A 17,986-nucleotide genomic window follows, 5' to 3' on the forward strand; every position below is an offset into this window, starting at 1 on the left:
GCGTCCGTACCGGCCGGCTCCGCACTCGTACCACCGGCCCGCGCATCCGCACCCGTACCGCCGGCCCGCGCATCCGCACTCGTACTCGCACCACCGGCACACCATCCGGTCCCACCGACGCTCCACCGAGAGGACAGCACCGATCATGACCACGCAGACCACCGTCACGCTGGCCGACCTGACCCGCATGCTCCGTGAGAGCGCGGGCGAGGAGGAGGGGGTCGATCTGGACGGCGACGTCCTCGACACCTCCTTCATAGACCTCGGTTACGACTCCCTCGCACTGCTCCAGGTCATAGGCCTGATACAGCGCGAGTACGGCATCACCATCCCGGACGACGCCGTGGCCGACGCCGAGACCCCCGGCGCGCTCCTCGCCCTCGTCAACGCCTCCGGCGCCACGACGGACTGAGCCAGGCCGCCCGCGGCCGTCCCGTCTTCCGCCCCGTCCCGCCGGGCGGGGCGGCCGTGACCCCAACCCCTGACCGGGCCATGCCGCATGGAGAGCGGCCCACGAGGAGGGAACCATGTCGCTCACAGGACACAGCGCGGTGGTCCACCGGCTGGTCGTCGCCGCTCCGGACCCCGGCACGCCCGACTCCCCGCCGGCCGCGCTGTCCACCGCCGTCTCGGCCGTGCTGGACGCCTTCGGCCGTACCGGGCGGCTGCCCGTACGAACTGTGGTCTACGTCGGCGCCCCGGCCGACGCCCACGCACTCCCCGCCGGGCACGAGTCGCTCCCGGTCCGCACCACGCCCACCGAAGGACGCGCCCTGCGCCTCGCCCACCGCGAACTCCTCGACGGCACCGCCGATCTCGCGCTCGTCGCGGGCTTCGGCAGCCCGGGCCCCGGCAAGGTCACGGTGTACGCCGTCAAACGCGCGGCCGAGGCGGTCGCCGACGGCGACGCGGTACACGGCGTACTGCACCTCACCGACAGCGCCACCGGCACCGGCAGCGACTACACCGCCACCAGCGAAACCGGCACCGGCGACCGTGGTACCCACGGCCGCACCCCCCGCGATCACGACACGCCCCCGGCGATCCACCCCCTGTGCCACGGCCGCGACACCGCCGACCCCGCCCGGCACCGCCTGCTGCTCTGGTCGGGCCGTGACGAGGACGACGAGGCCCGGGTCCGCGCCGAGCTGCTCCCGCTGCTCGGCGACGAACACGCCGAGGCGTTCCCGTACCTCCCCACCCCACGCCCCGGCACCGGCCCCGGTCCCGTACGCGCGGCAGCCGTCACCGACGCCCGGCAGGCGGCGGCCGACGTCGCGTCGGCGAAGGCGGTGACCGCCCGTGCCCCGCGCCCGGTGGCGCTGCTCTTCCCCGGCCAGGGCTCCCAGCACGCCGCCATGGCAGCCGGTCTCTACCGGCGCGAACCGGTGTTCACCGCGGCCGTCGACGCGGCCCTGTCCCACATGGGCCCGGACGCGCCGCGGATCCGGGAGGACTGGCTCGCCACCGGCACACCGCGCGTCGGGATCGACGACGTACGCCGGGCGCAGCCGCTGCTGTTCGCGGTGGACTACGCGCTCGGCCGTATGGTCCTCGGCTGGGGCGTACGTCCGGTGGCGCTGCTCGGCCACAGCGCGGGCGAACTCGTCGCCGCGACCCTCGCCGGCGTCATGTCGCTGGCCGACGCGGCCGGGATGGTGATGGCCCGCGTACGGGAAGCGGTCAGGATCCCGCCGGGCGGCATGCTCGCGGTGGGGGCGAGCGCGGCCCGCGTACGCCCGTACCTCGACCACGAGGTCGCGCTCGCCGCTGTGAACGCCAACCAGCAGGTGATGCTGGCCGGTTCGGCGCCCGCGCTGGCCGAGGCCGAGGCGAGGCTCCGGGCGGACGGCATCACCGTGGTGACCGTGCCCGCCACCAGCCCGTTCCACTCACCGGCCATGGCACCCGCCTCCGACGCCCTGGAGAAGGAGTACGGCGCGGTCCCGTTCCGCGAGCCGGCGCTGCCCCTCTACTCCGGCTACACCGGCACCCTGATGAGCCCCGAGGACGCGCGGAGCCCCCGCTTCTGGGCCCGGCAGGTCACGGACACCGTCCACTTCCTGCCCGCCCTGGACGAACTGCTCGCCGCCGAGGACGTGGTGCTGGTCGAGGCAGGCCCGCGCCAGACCCTGACCGCCTTCGCCCGTCGCCACCGCGCGGTCCGCCTCCGCGCGAGCGCTGCTCTGCCCCTGCTCCCGGCCAAGCCCGGCTCGGAGGAGACGGACCGCCGCTCGGTACTGAACGCGGCGGCCGGCCTCTGGACGGAGGGCCACGACCTGAACGCGCGGGCGCTGTCCCGTCTGTGGACCTGGACCGACACCACCGGCGAACACATAGAGTAAAAATATTTCGGGACAGTCACAGAATTAAGTACGTGAATAGCCGTATATGTGTTGAGTATGTCGCGACCCTTCTGCTACTGAGAGTCAGCTACGGTGGCGTCTGCCGCGTCGGCCGGGGCCGACGCATTCCGGCCTTTCAGCTATCCAGAAGGAGTGAGGGTGAAGGCTCGCTTTGGCGTGAGTCGGGCAAAGGCGCTTGCGGTCGCAGCGCTGGCCGCGATCGTCGCCTCGACCGTCCCAGGATCGGCGTCCGCGGTCCCGGACGGAAACCTGTCGCGCTCAGAACACTGGGGCGTGATCACTCGCAACACGATCGGCTCTCCCGTCGCCGCTTTGAGATACGGCCCGTACGGCTCGTTCGGCGTGACGGGCCCCTCCTCCAGACCGCCCTACGGACAGGGCAGCCTGGGGATCGAGGTGGCGGACGACTCCACCTCGCTGAACCCGCCGAGTGAGAAGGCCGACTTCGGCAACGAGGTCGACTTCTTCGGCGATTCCGTGCTGGCCCTGAAGCAGGTCGGGTTCCGGGTCTTCCAGACCAACGAGAACGTCGGCTACGGCGGAGCCGAGAACATGCCGAACATCAGGTTCGAGATCGACCCGAACCTGAGCGCGCTCCCGGCCGACAACTACTCCACGATGGTGTGGGTGCCGGACGCTGCCCCGGTGACGAACCGCTGGAGCCCGTTCATCGACGCCACCACGACCGGCTACTGGTACCTCACGGGCAACGAGACCTCGTGCACCCAGGCCGCCGAGTGCAGCTTCCAGGAGCTCAAGGCCTCGCTCGACGACGGCGGCGCGAAGCCGACCATCTACACCGCCTCGATCGGCAAGGGCCGCGACTACATGTGGATCGGCGCCGTCGACGGTCTCCGCATCAACCGCGAGATCTACGACTTCGAGCCCAACGGCGTCAGAACGCGCAGAGCCTGACGCGGCCACGGGCCGACGTAGAAGCTGGTCAGTAGGGGTGTCGCACCGGGTGCGACACCCCTACCGCGTTTCCGGCGCCGCCGCCCCGAGACCGGCCCCGAGCTTGTCCCCGGGCGAGTTGTCACGGCGTGGGAGCAGCAGCGGGGTGGCCAGAAGGAGGACTCCGGCGATCGCGATCGCGGTGCGCGGGCCGGTGACGGCGGCCAGCAGCCCCCACAGTGCGGTCAGGGCGGCGATCGCGGCGCTGCTGCTGATCGACCAGGCGGACAGGGTACGGGCGACCCGGCCGGGGTCGGTGTGGTCGAGCCGGTAGGTGGCCAGCACCGGGTTGAACAGGCCGCAGCAGGTCACCAGCCCGAGTTGGACGGCGATGACGAGGACGATCCCGGGGAGGCCGGGCTGCACGAATGCCAGTCCGAGAGGCCAGCACGCACGCAGCGCCCCGGCGGTGCGCATCACCTTGTGGCGTCCGAATCGCGCCGCGAGCGGGTGCGCGAGGCGTGAGCCGACGAGACCGCCGACGCATGGGGCCGCGAACACCAGACCGTACTGCCAGGGTGCGAACCCGAGGCCGTCCAGCAGGAGTACGGCGAGCAGCGGCTCGGAGGCCATGATCAGGCCGTTGACCGTGATCGCGTTGAAGAACAGCGGTCGCAGCGTCGGGTCGGCGAGGATGTGGCGCCAGCCTTCGAGCAGATCGGCTGCCCGCAGCCGTGGCGCACCGGCGGTCCGGGCCGGGGGCGGTTCCGTACCGCCGATGGCGCGGATGCCCAGCGCCGAGAGCAGATGGCTGGCCGCGTTGGCCACCACGGTCGTCACCGGGCCGAACAGCCCGATCGCGGCCCCGCCGAGCGGTGGTCCGACCATGGTCGAGGTCCATGTCGTGGCCTCGAACCGGCCGTTCGCGACGAGCAGGTCCCGCGGCGGGACGAGCGCTTTCAGATACGCGCCGCCGGCCGCCTTGAAGGCGATGTCGGCCGAGGCCACCACAACGGAGACGACCAGGAGTTGGGCGAAGCCGAGCAGGCCGAGCGCGAACGCGGCGGGGACGCTCATCAGCGCCGCGAACCGGATCAGGTCCGTCGCGATCATGACCGGCCGCTTACGGCGGAACTCCACCCAGGGACCGAGCGGCACCGCGACCAGGGCTCCCACGGCCCGCCCGGTGGCGGCCAGCGCCGCGACCTGGGCCGGTCCGCAGTGCAGCACGAGCACCGCGATCAGCGGAAACGCGCCGAACCCGAGCGAGGTGCCGTACGCGCTGACCGCGAACGCCGCCCACAGCCATCCGAACGGCCGCCCCAGTGCCCGCCTGCCCGTCGTCCCCAAGACGCCCCTCCCCGATCCGCACAGCCACCGCACGCTGACCACCGGCATCAAAGCGAGTCCGGGACGGCGGGATCAAACGGCCGGGTCGGGGAGGGGGCCGGGGCTGTTCCGGGGATACGGTGCGTTTGTGGAGCTTGGTTCCGGGGAAGCCCGAGCGCGGTTCGGGGCGGGGGCGGTGGCTCGGCTGGGGACCGCTGATGCCCGTGGGGTGCCGCATGTGGTGCCGGTGACGTTCGCGGTGAGCGGGGACATGGTGTTCTTCGCGGTCGATCACAAGCCCAAGAGGACCTGGGATCTCCGGCGGCTGAGGAATGTACGGGAGAACCCGCGGGTGTCCGTGCTGGTGGATCACTACGCCGACGACTGGTCGGAGCTGTGGTGGGCCCGGGCCGACGGGCGGGCGGAGGTGTGGGAGGCGGGGGCCGGGCGGGGCGCGGCCGTCGAGCTGCTGCGCGGGAAGTACGAGCAGTACCGGGACCGGCCGCCCGAGGGGCCCGTTGTCGCCATTCAGGTGGAGCGCTGGAGCGGGTGGGCGTTCACCGGGTGACCCGGGGACTTCCGAACACGCCCTGGTGCGCCGGGGGTTACGGCCGGGACCGGAGGTGTTACGGCCGGGATGTGAGGCGGGCGGCCGAGGCGATGGTGGCGCGGGCCTCCTGTTCGGTGAGACCGGTGCGTACGGCTGCGTCGACGAGGGCCTCGACGAGCGCCTCGCCGAAGCCGTGTTCGTACGCACGGCAGGCGGCCCAGAACAGCCGGGTGTTGCGCTGGCCCGCGTGTGCCGCCCGTACGAATTGCACCAGGCCGTCGCCTCGCGCGGGCCGGTCCTGGTGGGGGTGGGGGCGTGCCGGGGGAGGTGTGAGCAGGCGCAGGAGTGCCCGGGGGCAGGGCGCGGGTGCGAGGCGCTCCGTACCGGGGGCGAGCCGGTACGCGCCGCGGGCCGTGACCGAACCGGGGCCGACCAGATAGCCGCCCGCGCCGCGGACGTCGATACCGGGGGCGAGCCGGCCCGCGGAGTTGGGCACGACGACGTGCGCGGGGCCGGTCAGCCAGATGTGCCGGCCACCGCTGGGCGTCAGGACGATCACGGTCTCCGGCAGGGTGAACAGATGCTGGAGGGCGAGCTGCTGGAGCGCGGCGAGCGAATCCGGCGGGGACGCCTGAACCGGCCCCGGCCCGGCCCCGGACGCCGGTCCGCCCCCTCCTGTCGGCGTGACGTCCAGGTCGATCCCGATGAGCTGGTGCGGTGGCCGGCCGCAGGCGATGCCGTAGCCGGTCGCCCATGGCGCGGCGGCGAAGAGGGCGCGTACGCCGGCGGGGTCGGTGGTGGCGTCGTACACCCCGTGGCCCGGAAGCCCGCATTCGCCGCGGCAGTGGGCCCGCCGGGGCTCGTCCCGGTGGGGTGAGCGCAGCGCCGGGAGCTTGGTGGGGGACAGGGGGATGACAGGGAGCCCGCGTTCGGCGGCGGACAGCGCGTGAGCGAGGGCCAGCGTGGTGGTGTGCCGGGCGGTGATGGCCATGCTTCTATGTTCGTACAGACGTTCGAAGAAAGAAAGGGGAAACCGCCCCCGGGTGGGCGGGCAGGGCTGTGGAGAAACGATTCCTCCCGTGCCTGCCAGCGGCTTCGCCCACCATCGGCTCCCCGTGAGGACAGGGATTTGTCGACACCTTGAGGGGTGAATCATCGATTTCGGGGTGCATAGGGGTTTATCGACTTGTCATCACGCTTGCGAGGGAATCGGCACCTCCGGTCTGGTTCGCGGGGGATTCGGTGGGCAATCTGAGGTCGCGACGTCGACACAACGACCGGGGCGGTCGGCCAACTGCCTTGGACACACCCGTACTTCTCGTTCCTGGAGGAATGACATGGCAAGCTTCCGTACCGCTCGTGCCTTCGCCGCTCTTGCCGCGCTGCCCCTCGCCGCAGCGCTGTTCACCGGCGTGGCCCAGGCCGACGACGACGCGTTCTCCGACTGGAACGCGAGCGTCGCCACACTGGTCGGCGGTGTGGGCGGTCACAACTTCGGCAACTCGACGACCACGCAGCAGGTGGCGACCGGTGCCGGCGCGTCCAACCAGAACAACACGGCAAACGTGATCGGTGCGGGCCTCACGACCATCGACCAGTCCAACGAGAACATCGCGGTGAACTTCGGCCACCGTTGGTGACACACGGCCCGACGGGGGGCGTGACCGAGGGGTGAACGACGGTCTGCGCGGCGGCACTTCGGTGCCGTCGCGCAGACCGCTTTCCGGCGGGGCGCCGTGCCGCGCCGCGCCGTCGCCGCCGCGCGCCGCGCTGTCGCCGCCGGTCGTACGCCGGGCCCGGCCCGCCGCCGTACGCGCGCCGCGTGTCCGGGGCGACCCTGACGGGAGCCCGGCCCTCCTCCACCTTCAGGAGGTGGGGCCGGCACCACCCCTACACCCTGAGGGGGACATCTCTTCGGGACCTTGGGCCGATCCCCCGAGGTGGGGCTCACTCCTAGCGTGGAGCCATGACCACGCCTGTCTGCACGAGCGCCTCCATCGCCGCCAAGCCGGCCGTGCACGCGCCGTACACACATCTCGCGCCGTCCGCCCAGCGCACCGCGCCGTCGGCACCGCATGCCGCGCCGTCCGTGTCTCATTCGTCTTCATCGCACTCCGTCTGCACGACATACGCGTCGTTCTCGTCGTACGTACGGGCGCGGGGGCCCGTACTGCTGCGCACGGCCCGTTCCCTCACCTCCAATCCGTCCGACGCGGAGGACCTGCTCCAGACGGCCCTCACCAAGACCTATGTCGCCTGGGACCGGATCGAGGACCACCGCGCGCTGGACGGCTATGTCCGCCGCGCCCTGCTCAACACCCGTACCTCGCAGTGGCGCAAGCGCAAGGTCGACGAGTTCGCCTGCGACGAACTGCCCGAGCCCGTGGACCTGCCGGAGCCGGACCCCGCCGAGCGGCAGGTGCTGCACGACGCGATGTGGCGCGCGGTGATGAAGCTGCCCGACCGCCAGCGGGCGATGGTGGTCCTGCGGTACTACGAGGATCTCAGCGAGGCCCAGACCGCCGAGGTGCTCGGGGTCTCCGTCGGCACGGTCAAGAGCGCGGTGTCCCGGGCGCTCGGCAAACTCCGCGAGGACCCGGACCTGTCCCCGGTCCGCTGACGGCTGCTCACGACCGTACGGCCACGGCCACGACTACGGCTTTCGGGCCTCGGACACGGTCGGTTCTACTCCCGGGTAGTGACATACCGCACGGTACGTGCGCAGAATCTGCGCAACCCATCCGCCGCGTAGCGCAAGCGCCCACCGGGAGGACGCAGTGCTGAGCACCATGCAGGACGTACCACTGACAGTGACCCGCATCCTGCACCACGGGATGACCATCCACGGATCGTCACAGGTCACGACCTGGACCGGCGGAAGCGAGCCGGAGCGCCGCAGCTTCGCCGAGGTCGGCGCCCGCGCGACACGGCTCGCCGGTGCGCTGCGCGATGAACTCGGCGTCGGCGCCGACGAACGCGTCGCGACCCTCATGTGGAACAACGCCGACCATCTGGAGGCGTATCTCGCCGTCCCCTCCATGGGCGCGATCCTCCACACCCTCAATCTCCGGCTCCCGGCCGAACAGCTCATCTGGATCGTCAACCACGCCGCCGACCGCGTGGTCATCGCGAATGGCTCCCTCCTGCCGCTGCTCGCCCCGCTCCTCCCGCATCTCCCGACCGTCGAGCACGTCGTCGTCTCCGGTCCCGGGGACCGTGCGCCGCTCGACGCGGTGACCGGTCAGGGCCGGGTGCGGGTGCATGAGTACGAGGAACTCATCGCCGGACGTCCCGCCACGTTCGACTGGCCCGAGCTGGACGAACGCGCCGGCGCGGCCATGTGCTACACCTCCGGCACCACCGGCGACCCCAAGGGTGTCGTCTACTCCCACCGCTCCATCTATCTGCACTCCATGCAGGCCAACATGGGCGAGTCGATGGGGCTGACGGACAGGGACACGACGCTGATCGTCGTACCCCAGTTCCATGTGAACGCCTGGGGGCTGCCCCACGCCACCTTTATGGTCGGCGTGAACATGCTGATGCCCGACCGCTTCCTCCAGCCCGCCCCGCTCGCCGAGATGATCGAGACCGAGCGGCCCACCCACGCCGCCGCCGTGCCCACCCTCTGGCAGGGGCTGCTCGCCGAGGTCACCGAGCGCCCGCGCGATCTGACCTCGATGGCCCGTGTCACCATCGGCGGCTCCGCCTGTCCGCCGGCGCTGATGGCGGCGTACGACAAGCTCGGCGTACGGCTCTGTCATGCCTGGGGCATGACGGAGACCTCGCCGCTCGGTACGACGTCCAACCCGCCGTCCGGGCTCACGGCCGACGAGGAGTGGCCGTACCGCATCACCCAGGGCCGGTTCCCGGCCGGTGTCGAGGCGCGGCTCGCCGGGCCCGGTGGCGACTTCCTGCCATGGGACGGTGAGTCGGCCGGTGAGCTGGAGGTACGCGGGCCATGGATCGCGGGTGCCTACTACGGCGGCGCGGGGGCCGAACCCTTCAGGCCCGAGGACAGGTTCAGCCCCGACGGCTGGCTGCGGACGGGCGATGTCGGGGTCATCAGCCCCGACGGCTATCTCACCCTCACCGACCGCGCCAAGGACGTCATCAAGTCCGGCGGGGAGTGGATCTCCAGCGTGGCGCTGGAGAACGCGCTGATGGCACACCCGGAGGTGGCCGAGGCGGCCGTCGTGGCCGTACCGGACGAGAAATGGGGTGAACGGCCGCTCGCGACGGTCGTGCTGAAGGACGGTGCCGCGCCGGACTACGCGGCGCTGAAGGAGTTCCTCGCCGGGAGCATCGCGAAGTGGCAGCTTCCGGAGCGGTGGGCGGTGGTGCGGGCCGTGCCCAAGACGAGTGTCGGGAAGTTCGACAAGAAGGTCATCCGCAAGCAGTACGCGGAGGGGGAGCTGGAGGTCACCTTGGTGTGACGGCGTGGGCGTGACGGCGTCGGCGTGACGAGGGGCCGGAGCGATGGGCCGGGGCGATGGGCCGGGGCGCCTGCGAAGGCGCGCCCGGCCTCCCTGCCCGTACGAGTGGGTCCTGTCCGCCGGGGGCCTGATTCGTCCCGGTCTTCAGTCCGTCCCCGGTTCTCAGTTCGTCCCGGTCTTCAGTCCGTCCCGGTCGTCAGTTTGTCCCGATCTTCGCGAGCAGCTCGACGATCCGGGACTGGACCTCGGTGCTGGTCGACCGCTCCGCGAGGAACAGTACGGTCTCCCCCGACACGAGCCGCGGCAGCTCCGCGCGGTCGATGCCCGCCGAGGTGTAGATGACCAGGGGCGTCCGGTTCAACTGGCCGTTCGCGCGCAGCCAGTCGAGGATTCCCGCGCGCCGCCGCCGTACCTGCATGAGATCCATGACGACCAGGTTCGGCCGCATCTGGGACGCGAGGGCGACGGCCTCGTCGTCGGTGGCCGCGCGGCCGACCTGCATGCCGCGGCGCTCCAGCGTGGCCGTCAGGGCGAACGCGATCTCCTCGTGCTCCTCGATCAGCAGGACGCGGGACGGGTGCTGTTCGCTGTCGCGCGGCGCCAGCGCCTTGAGGAGTACGGCGGGGTCGGCACCGTACGCCGCCTCGCGGGTGGCCTGGCCCAGACCCGCCGTCACCAGTACGGGGACCTCGGCGGCGACCGCGGCCTGGCGGAGCGACTGGAGGGCGGTACGGGTGATGGGGCCGGTCAGCGGGTCGACGAACAGGGCCGCGGGGAACGCGGCGATCTGGGCGTCGACCTCCTCGCGGGAGTGCACGACCACCGGACGGTAGCCGCGGTCGCTGAGCGCCTGCTGGGTGGCGACGTCCGGCGCGGGCCAGACGAGCAGACGGCGGGGGTTGTCGAGCGGCTCCGGCGGGAGTTCGTCGTCGACGGGGCGGGGCTGCGGGCGGTTGGCCACCTCGACGGCGCCGCCGGGGCCGTCCAGCGGTTCGGGGCCCTCGGCGCCCTCGTCGGGCGCGCCGATCGCGTACGAACGGCCCTCGGGGTGGACGGAGTGCATCCGCGAACCGCCCTGCGAGCCGCCGGGCTGGGCGGGACCGGGCTGGGCCGGGCGGCCGCCCTGGGGCGCCGGCTGCGCGGGGCCCTGAGGGTGCTGCGGCTGATGGGCCTGCGGGGGCGGCGGGGACTGGGGGTGCGGCCCGGTGCCCGCCTCGGCCCTGGCGGTCGCCTCGGCGCGCTCGTCGCTGTCGGTCGGCGGGGTGCCGAGCTTGCGGCGGCGGCCGGGGGCCGTCGCGGGGAGCTGGCCGGGGTTCTGCCCCTGGGGCTGCGGGGGTTGGTGCGCCTGCTGGGGCTGGAGGGGCTGCTGCGGCTGGGACGCCTGGGGGGCCTGCGGCTGCTGAGGCTGCTGGGCCTGGGGCTGCGGTGGGATGAGCTGCTGTGCGAAGGGGACGCCCTGGCCGAGGGTGCGCACGCTGAAGGCGCGCCCCTGGGTGGAGTCCGGCGAGAGCGGTGCCTCTTCGGGGAGCGGCTGGGCGGGCGGCAGTGGCTGATGCGCGCCACGCCGGGGGTCGGTGACGGCGGACTCGCCCGGAGCGACGGGCACGGGCGGGACAGGTGGGACTCCGGGGACGCCAGGTGCGCCTGGGGCGGGCGGTGCCGCGGGGGTGCTGCCCGTATCACCGCTGGTACGTCCGTCCGCGCCCGCGCCGCCGGTGCGTGGGTCGTCCGGCCAGCCGGGAGGGCCGGACATCATGCCGAAGCCCGAAGTGGTGGGCATGCCCTGGCCGTTGGACATCGGGCTGTCGGGGGCCGGGGCACCGGGCACCGGGCCCGCGCCCGATGTGGGTCCTCCCCAGCCGCTCGGGTCGACGGGCATGGCGCCGGTGCCGCTGCTCGTACGGCCGTCCGCGCTCCCGGCGGCCCCGGGCCACTCGGGCGGTGCGGCCGGCATGTCACCCGTACCGCCCGTACCACCCGTACCGGCACGGCGGCGCCCCGAGGGCAGCGGGTGGGCCTGCGGCGGGGTGTGGTCGGCGTCCGGTTCGGTACGTACGGCGTCGTGGCGGCCCGGAAGCGAGGCGTCCGGGGCGGTCGGCCGGCTCGGCGCGGCGGCCGGTGCCTGGGCCTGAGCCGGGGCGCGGTCGGCGGCGGCGGGCGGGAGGGCGAACGCGCTGCGCGCTCCGTCCGCTTCGGCCGTCGGCGCGGACCCGGCATGCCGTTCCTGCGCGGGAGCCAGCGCCCGCCGGGCACGGCGCCCGGGGGCCTGCGCCCCGGCGGGAACCGGCTGTCCGGGCAATGACTGACCTGGTGGCTGCTGCCCCGGTAGCTGCTGTCCGGGGACCGGCTGCGCGGGCGGCAGCGGCGTGGGAGCCGGAACGGACGCGGGTGGAGGCGTCGGCGTCGGCGCGGAAGGCTGGTTCGGCACGGGGCCGGGCACCGGGGCCGGCATCGGCGCCGGGATCTGCGGTGCGACCGGCGCAGGCGACGGCGGTACGACCGGTGCCGCGGCCGCCCCGGGCCCGGCCGCCAGAGGCGCGGGCACCACGGAAGGCTGCTGGGGTACGGGTGCTGCTGATGCCGGTGCTGGTACTGGTGCGGCGGGCAGCGCCGGAAGCGCCCGCTGTCCGCCGTGCCGCGCCCGGCGTCCCGTACCGGCCGCCGCGTCCACCGGCACACCCTGCGGCGGTACGGCCTGACCGAGCGCCGCCCGCCCGGTCGGACGCGCGCCCTCGGCGGCCGTCACGACCGACCCTTCGGACGGCGCGGCGGCGGGCAGAGCGACGGCGGAACCGGTCCCCGGCGCCCCGCCCCCGGTCTCCTCCGCGGGACTCGGCCGCCCGCGCCGGCGCCCCGTACCACCGCCGGTACCGCCACCGCCCCCGGTCGTGTCCTGCGCCGCGGCCGGCTCGCGCGACCCCTCGGTACCGGGAACGCCCGACGCGCCGGATCCGCCCGACGTACCGGATTCCGCCAAGGCCGCGCCCGTCTCGGCCGACCGTGCCCGGCGCCGTCCCGTGGGCTCCCCGGCGACCTCCTCGCCCGGCCCGTCCAGGAACGCGTCCGTCGACGCCCGCCGCGCGCGCCGCCTGCCGCCGCCCGACGTGCCGGGACCCTGCTGCGCGGGCAGCGCGGGCTGGGCCTCCGCCGGTGCCGGGGCGGGCGGCGGCACCGTACCCGCGCCCTCGCCCAGCGGCAGCTCCAGCACATAGGCGCTGCCGCCCAGTCCCGGCATCTCGTGCGTCTGCAACACGCCACCGTGTGCTCGTACGATTCCTCGCACGATCGGCTCATGCACCGGATCGCCGCCCGCGAAAGGCCCGCGTACCTCGATCCGTACGACATCGCCGCGCTGCGCCGCGGCCACCACGATCGTCGAGTCGACATATCCGCCGCCCGGCACCAGCCGCGCCCGGCCGGTCGAGTCGACCCCGGCCACATCCGCGACCAGGTGCGCCAGCGCCGTCGCCAGCCGCGCCCCGTCCACCTCGGCCTCGATCGGCGGGGCGTGCACCGCGAACTGCGCCCGCCCCGGCCCGATCAGCTCGATCGCGCCCTCCACCCCGGCCGCGACCACCGCGTCGAGCAGGGCGTTCGTCTTGGTGAGCTGTTCCGTGCCGGCGTCCAGCCGCTGATAGCCGAGGACGTTGTCGACAAGCGTCGTCATCCGGGCATATCCGGCGGCGAGATGGTGCAGGATCTGGTTCGCCTCGGGCCAGAGCTGCCCGGCGGGGTCCGCGGCGAGCGTGCCCAGCTCGCCGCGCAGCTCCTCCAGCGGGCCGCGCAGGGATTCGCCGAGGACGGCGGTGAGCTGGGAGTGCCGGCCGGCCAGCTCCCCGTACCGCTCCGTCAGCTCCTCGATCTCGGCCGCGTACCGGTCGCTGCGGTCCGCCAGCTCGGCCGCGTGGCGTTCGGCCGCCTCCGCCAGCTCGGCGGTGAGCCGGTCGCGCGTACCGGTCAGCTCGCCGGTGAGGCGTTCGGTCGTCGCGGTCAGCTCGGCGGTGTGGCGCTCGGCGGCCTCCGCCAGCTCCGCGGTGTGCCGGTCGGTGAGGTCGTTGTACGGGCGGCGGTCGGTGAAGGTCATCACGGCGCCGACGAGCTGGTCGCCGTCCCGTACCGGCGCGGTCGTCAGATCGACCGGCACCTGCTTGCCGTTCTTCGCCCACAGCACCTGCCCGCGCACCCGGTGCTTGCGGCCCGACCTGAGCGTGTCGGCGAGCGGCGAGTCCTCGTACGGGAACGGCTCGCCGTCCGCACGCGAGTGCAGGATCAGCGGGTGGAGCTGATGCCCGCCGAGGTCGCTGGCGCGGAAGCCCAGGATCTGCGCGGCGGCGGGGTTGACGAGGACGACCCGGCCCTCGGTGTCCGTACCGACCACGCCCTCGGACGCGGCCCGCAGGATCATCTCGGTCTGGCGCTGCGAGCGTGCCAGCTCGGCCTCGGTGTCGACGGTGCCGGACAGATCCCGTACGACCAGCATCAGCAGCTCGTCGCCGGTGTAGCTGTGGGAGTCGTTGTACGCGTCCCTGCCGTCCTCCAGGCTCGCGCTGGTGACCTCGGCCGGGAACTCGCCGCCGTCCGTGCGCCGCGCGATCATGCGCGTCGGTTTCGTACGGCCGCGCGCGTCGGCGGTGTCGGGGCGGCGCATCGAGCCGGGGATCAGCTTGGAGTCGAACTGGGGCAGCAGATCGAGCAGCCCGCGGCCGACGAGCGCGGTGCCGGGGGTCTCGAACATCTCCAGCGCGATGGTGTTGGCGTTGACGACCGTGCCATTGGCGTTGACGAGCACCAAGCCGTCGGGGAGTGCGTCGAGTATCGCCGCGAGGCGAGCAGCGCCTCGGGATGGCCTGCTGCTCACGACGACGCTTCCTCCCTGGCCCACAGCACCTTGCGGACGGCCGCACCCATCTTGCCTCCCGGGTCCCGGCATGTCACTGGAGGGAGTCTAAGGGCTGGGGAGGTGACCGCGGCGGCGGATGAGCCGGAGCCCTCATGAGGGTTCTGTGCGAATGACCCCGGAATGGGCTCGGGACTCTCGGGATCTCTCGGGATTTTCCTTACGGGGCGTGTCCGGGACGGGGTCCGGGGCGGCTGTACGGCGCGTGACAGGGCGGCTGTACGGGGCATGTCGCGGGGCGGCGTGTCGGGGCCGCCCGGCTGTTCGACGGCGTGCCCTACAGCCCGGCCTTGGGGAGGACGGGCTCCAGGGTGCGCCAGCGGGCGATCTCGCAGCCGTTCTTCCGGCTGAAGGCCGCGTCGACGCGGTGGCCGCGCCAGGTGCCGGTGATACGAGCGGTCGCGTCGCCGCCGTGCTGCATGGTGCACATGGCGCCGGCGGCCACCGGCGCGAACGGGTCCTGCCCGGCACCGGCCAGCTCGGCGAGCCGGTCACAGGCGGCCCGCGCCCGCGGATGAGTCCCGCCGGCCGGCCCGCAGGTGAGCTTGTACGTACCGTCCTCACCCGCGACCCCGGTGTGCGCGACGCCGACGGTCAACTCGGCGGGCCCGTCCAGCTTGGCCGGCCCGTCGGTGGCGGCCACATCGGTGGCGGCCTCCAGGGGCGGCAGCGGAACGGGGGCGTCCGTCGACGGTACGGAGGCCGGTACGGGGGCGTTCGCCGACAGGGCGCGGGCCGGGATGGAGACGTTTGCCGACAGGGCGGAGGCCGGGGCGGAGGCGTTCGTCGGCAGGGCGCGGGCCGGGGCGGAGGAGGGCCCGGCGAGAGCGGCGGGCGCGAGGGCACCGAGCATGGCGGCGGCCGCGGCGAGGGAGACGGCGGCGGTGAGGACGGGGCGACGGGACATGGAGGCTCCTGGCGGGGTACGGGCGCGGGCCGCACGGGACACGGGCCGCGGGCCCGGACTACGGATGACGGCCGACGGCCGAGTGCCGAACGGCCGACGGATCCGGGGAACGGCTCCCCGGCATCCCTGACATCTCTAACGCGCGCCGAGCCCCGGCGTTGCGCACCCGGAAGGGCTTTGCTCTCCGCCCCACCTGCCTAGTACCGTGAGGAGCGATTGGTGACACCGCACCTGGCTGTGTCATCATCTGCACACCACTCGCGCACGCGCGGGTGATGCTGGAGGCGTCGCCTAGTCCGGTCTATGGCGCCGCACTGCTAATGCGGTTTGGGCCTTAAAGCCCATCGAGGGTTCAAATCCCTCCGCCTCCGCGCAGAGATCACCGAAGCCCCGCCACCCCGGCCGGGGCTTCGGCCGTTTCCGGCCCGATTCCATTGGTTTCCGCAGGTCAGGGCGGGTGCGGGGAATGGATTTCACCTGACGCCGCAGGTCATGTACTGTTGTTCTCGCAGCGCGGCCCGGCCCCAAAAGCCCGGAACGCCAAGCACTCGTAGCTTAACGGATAGAGCATCTGACTACGGATCAGAAGGTTGCAGGTTCGAATCCTGCCGAGTGCACAGCAGACCAGAGGCCCTGTGGAGAGATCCACAGGGCCTCTGGCTTTTCGCTTTGAACCCATGCGCTGCGCGCAGAGCGCACCCAGCCTGGGGGACAGGGCCGCTCCACGCGCAGCGCGTACCTACCAGGGCTTACGTTTCGGCGGCGTCAGTCGGAGTCGTCGAAGTCGTCGTCATCGTCCGACGCCGTGACGGCGGCGATGGTCGCGGTGCGGGCTTCGGGCAGTGTCATGCCCACGGTGAGGGCTCCGGCGATCTTGGCCCACCGTGCCCCGACGACGGCTTTCTCGTCGGGAGCCTGCTGAGGTGGCGCAGTCTTCTTTCCGGGGAATCCGAATTTCGCCTTTCTGGGCGGAGATTGCGCCCGGATGGCATAGATGAGGTTCTCCCGTGCGGTCGTCTCGTCTGCGGCGGAGATGTTCGCGTACGTGATGGCGGAAAGCACCGCAGGAACGGTACAGGGCTCGACCATGACCGGCAGAAGCTCCGCGCGGGCCATTGCCGATGTCCATTCCGTCGTGCACCACTTCGATGTGAAGTAGGCGGGGGAGTAGACAGGCATGACCCAACGCGCGCGGGACAACTGCTCGTTGATCCAGACGACGAAGTTTCCACCCGGAAGCGAGTCCCATTCCTGGAGAGCGCAGGTCCGGCCGGCGGCCTCTATGACCTCACCGATCCAGGTGGCCCAGGCGACGTCCTTCTCCGTGTAGGAGACGAAAATGTCATCCACTCTACGGCTCCTGGAAGACGCCGCGGAAGACGAGTTCCTGGCTGGCCATGTCGTAGTAGCCGTGGTCGTCGTGGTGGAAAAACTTCCGGGCCCAACTGGCGAGTACGTCCACGACCGCGGTATTGACTTCGTGCTTCACGACGTACTGCGCGAAATGCTCGGGCCTCGTCAGCCCCTTCTTGGCCAGATACCTGCCCTCCGCCAGAGTGAGTCCGTACCTGAGGCAGATCTTGGCGATCCTTTCCGCCCGGTCGTAGGCGTCCGCCCCGTGTTCATCGAGGATGTAGTTCCCCGCGGCGGAGCCGTCGGCGTGGGCCAGGCTGAACTGCATGATCGTGCCGTCCTGACGCACGAGGGCGTCCCCGGCCGCGATGCCTAAGCGGACGCCCCTGCCGTCAGCAAGGTAGGCGTCGACGAACAGATTGTTCGAGTTGTGATGCATGATTCCTCCCCCTGTCGCCCTCGTTCTTGCCAGGAGCCTTGATCCATAATCCCGGCACTCGGTCGTATTCCGGACGTACGCGGGAGGGACGAATAGCGATCTTGGGATACCGAGGACAGGCGCCGTCGGTCACAACTACCATCCGCCGCAAGCACCTCTACCGGGGGAGGAAGTGCCATGACGCAGTGGGTGTTCGCCGACTTGGGGGCAAACGCCGACCGGTGGACATGGGTTGGTGGCCTTGACACTCCTGTAGGAGGCGGGCGATGACTCCGGATTCTGATCCGGACCGCCGGGCGGAGGTCCTTGAGCTCTACAAGCTCGCCGTGGAAATGGCCGACCGGGTCTCCGCGCGTCGCGGAACCGCCAACGGCTTTTTCCTTTCCGTCCAGACCGCATTCGTTGCCCTGGTCGCCATAGGATTCCCAGAACTCGCGGACTCCCCCTGGTGGGCACCGCTCGCCATGGCTCTGGCCGGCATCACGCTGTCAGCCACGTGGTGGTTGCAGCTCCGCAGCTACCGGGATGTCAACGCCGCCAAGTTCAGAAGCATCAACAAAATGGAAGAGCACCTCCCCGTCAAGATCTTCGCCGATGAGTGGGAGGCCCTGACGACCGATCCGGTCACCGGGCGGCGCAATCACTACGCCCAGCTCGGTGCGTCCGAACGGATTGTGCCTCTGGTGTTCGCGGCCGTGCACGTACTTCTCTTCGCGGGCACGCTGAGCGTGTGATCCGCCGGGACCCTGTCGGCCTGGCTCAGCCTCGATCCCAGGTCCAGGACCGGTGGCGGGCGGCACAACTGTCGGGGCGGT

General features: G+C 72.2%; 14 protein-coding genes and 2 tRNA genes. 10 read left to right on the plus strand and 6 right to left on the minus strand.

Annotation, left to right across the window (positions count from 1 at the left end; all coding sequences use genetic code 11):
• Nucleotides 1–145: 145 nt before the first annotated feature.
• The 3 genes from KQY30_RS18460 (at nucleotide 146) to KQY30_RS18470 (ending at nucleotide 3,281) form a co-directional block, all read left to right on the plus strand.
• Nucleotides 146–412 (plus strand): acyl carrier protein, encoded by a 267-nt coding sequence (locus KQY30_RS18460; protein ID WP_217307786.1) that lies wholly within the window; start codon nucleotides 146–148, stop codon nucleotides 410–412.
• A gap of 115 nt (nucleotides 413–527) precedes the next feature.
• Nucleotides 528–2,345: an acyltransferase domain-containing protein gene (locus tag KQY30_RS36535; protein WP_254407203.1), complete on the plus strand. Its 1,818-nt coding sequence runs from the start codon at nucleotides 528–530 to the stop codon at nucleotides 2,343–2,345.
• 294 nt (nucleotides 2,346–2,639) lie between these two features.
• Nucleotides 2,640–3,281 carry a hypothetical protein gene (locus tag KQY30_RS18470; RefSeq protein ID WP_254407204.1) on the plus strand — a complete coding sequence of 214 codons (642 nt, stop codon included), beginning with the start codon at nucleotides 2,640–2,642 and terminating at the stop codon, nucleotides 3,279–3,281.
• A 60-nt stretch (nucleotides 3,282–3,341) separates the two neighbouring features.
• On the opposite strand, the gene KQY30_RS18475 is transcribed toward KQY30_RS18470, so the two are convergent.
• Nucleotides 3,342–4,610 carry an MFS transporter gene (locus KQY30_RS18475; RefSeq protein ID WP_254407205.1) on the minus strand — a complete coding sequence of 423 codons (1,269 nt, stop codon included), beginning with the start codon at nucleotides 4,608–4,610 and terminating at the stop codon, nucleotides 3,342–3,344.
• Nucleotides 4,611–4,737: 127 nt separating this feature from the next.
• Here KQY30_RS18475 and KQY30_RS18480 point away from each other — a divergent pair, with 127 nt between their 5' ends.
• On the plus strand, nucleotides 4,738–5,157 hold the full coding sequence (locus KQY30_RS18480; RefSeq protein ID WP_217307789.1) for a TIGR03668 family PPOX class F420-dependent oxidoreductase: 420 nt from the start codon (nucleotides 4,738–4,740) through the stop codon (nucleotides 5,155–5,157).
• Between the two features lie 58 nt (nucleotides 5,158–5,215).
• Here the strand turns inward: KQY30_RS18480 and KQY30_RS18485 are convergent, their stop codons facing one another.
• Entirely contained in the window at nucleotides 5,216–6,130 is a 915-nt protein-coding gene (locus tag KQY30_RS18485; RefSeq protein ID WP_217307790.1) for a bifunctional DNA primase/polymerase, read from the minus strand.
• A 346-nt stretch (nucleotides 6,131–6,476) separates the two neighbouring features.
• On the opposite strand from KQY30_RS18485, the gene KQY30_RS18490 reads away from it, so the two are divergent.
• The 3 genes from KQY30_RS18490 to KQY30_RS18500 all read left to right on the plus strand — a co-directional run bounded on the left by KQY30_RS18490 (nucleotide 6,477) and on the right by KQY30_RS18500 (nucleotide 9,575).
• Nucleotides 6,477–6,779 (plus strand): hypothetical protein, encoded by a 303-nt coding sequence (locus KQY30_RS18490; RefSeq protein WP_217307791.1) that lies wholly within the window; start codon nucleotides 6,477–6,479, stop codon nucleotides 6,777–6,779.
• Nucleotides 6,780–7,105: 326 nt separating this feature from the next.
• Nucleotides 7,106–7,759, plus strand: coding sequence for a SigE family RNA polymerase sigma factor (locus tag KQY30_RS18495; RefSeq protein WP_217307792.1), 654 nt, complete (start codon nucleotides 7,106–7,108; stop codon nucleotides 7,757–7,759).
• Between the two features lie 157 nt (nucleotides 7,760–7,916).
• Nucleotides 7,917–9,575, plus strand: a complete 1,659-nt coding sequence (locus tag KQY30_RS18500) for a long-chain fatty acid--CoA ligase (protein ID WP_217307793.1) — start codon at nucleotides 7,917–7,919, stop codon at nucleotides 9,573–9,575.
• 196 nt (nucleotides 9,576–9,771) lie between these two features.
• Here KQY30_RS18500 and KQY30_RS18505 read toward each other — a convergent pair whose 3' ends face one another.
• Nucleotides 9,772–14,433: a PAS domain-containing protein gene (locus KQY30_RS18505; RefSeq protein WP_217307794.1), complete on the minus strand. Its 4,662-nt coding sequence runs from the start codon at nucleotides 14,431–14,433 to the stop codon at nucleotides 9,772–9,774.
• 316 nt (nucleotides 14,434–14,749) lie between these two features.
• Entirely contained in the window at nucleotides 14,750–15,379 is a 630-nt protein-coding gene (locus KQY30_RS18510) for an SSI family serine proteinase inhibitor (RefSeq protein WP_217307795.1), read from the minus strand.
• A 280-nt stretch (nucleotides 15,380–15,659) separates the two neighbouring features.
• On the opposite strand from KQY30_RS18510, the gene KQY30_RS18515 reads away from it, so the two are divergent.
• Both KQY30_RS18515 and KQY30_RS18520 read left to right on the plus strand, forming a co-directional pair.
• Nucleotides 15,660–15,750 (plus strand) — tRNA-Ser (locus KQY30_RS18515).
• A gap of 173 nt (nucleotides 15,751–15,923) precedes the next feature.
• Nucleotides 15,924–15,996, plus strand: a tRNA-Arg gene (locus tag KQY30_RS18520).
• 148 nt (nucleotides 15,997–16,144) lie between these two features.
• Here the strand turns inward: KQY30_RS18520 and KQY30_RS18525 are convergent.
• Nucleotides 16,145–16,729 carry a toll/interleukin-1 receptor domain-containing protein gene (locus tag KQY30_RS18525; protein ID WP_217307796.1) on the minus strand — a complete coding sequence of 195 codons (585 nt, stop codon included), beginning with the start codon at nucleotides 16,727–16,729 and terminating at the stop codon, nucleotides 16,145–16,147.
• Nucleotide 16,730: 1 nt separating this feature from the next.
• On the minus strand, nucleotides 16,731–17,171 hold the full coding sequence (locus tag KQY30_RS18530) for a hypothetical protein (RefSeq protein ID WP_217307797.1): 441 nt from the start codon (nucleotides 17,169–17,171) through the stop codon (nucleotides 16,731–16,733).
• A 266-nt stretch (nucleotides 17,172–17,437) separates the two neighbouring features.
• Between KQY30_RS18530 and KQY30_RS18535 the strand changes: the two genes are divergently transcribed.
• Nucleotides 17,438–17,905 (plus strand): hypothetical protein, encoded by a 468-nt coding sequence (locus KQY30_RS18535; protein WP_217307798.1) that lies wholly within the window; start codon nucleotides 17,438–17,440, stop codon nucleotides 17,903–17,905.
• Nucleotides 17,906–17,986: the final 81 nt, after the last annotated feature.

Origin of the sequence: Streptomyces sp. GMY02, assembly GCF_019056675.1 — a bacterium.
Taxonomy (GTDB): domain Bacteria; phylum Actinomycetota; class Actinomycetes; order Streptomycetales; family Streptomycetaceae; genus Streptomyces; species Streptomyces odonnellii.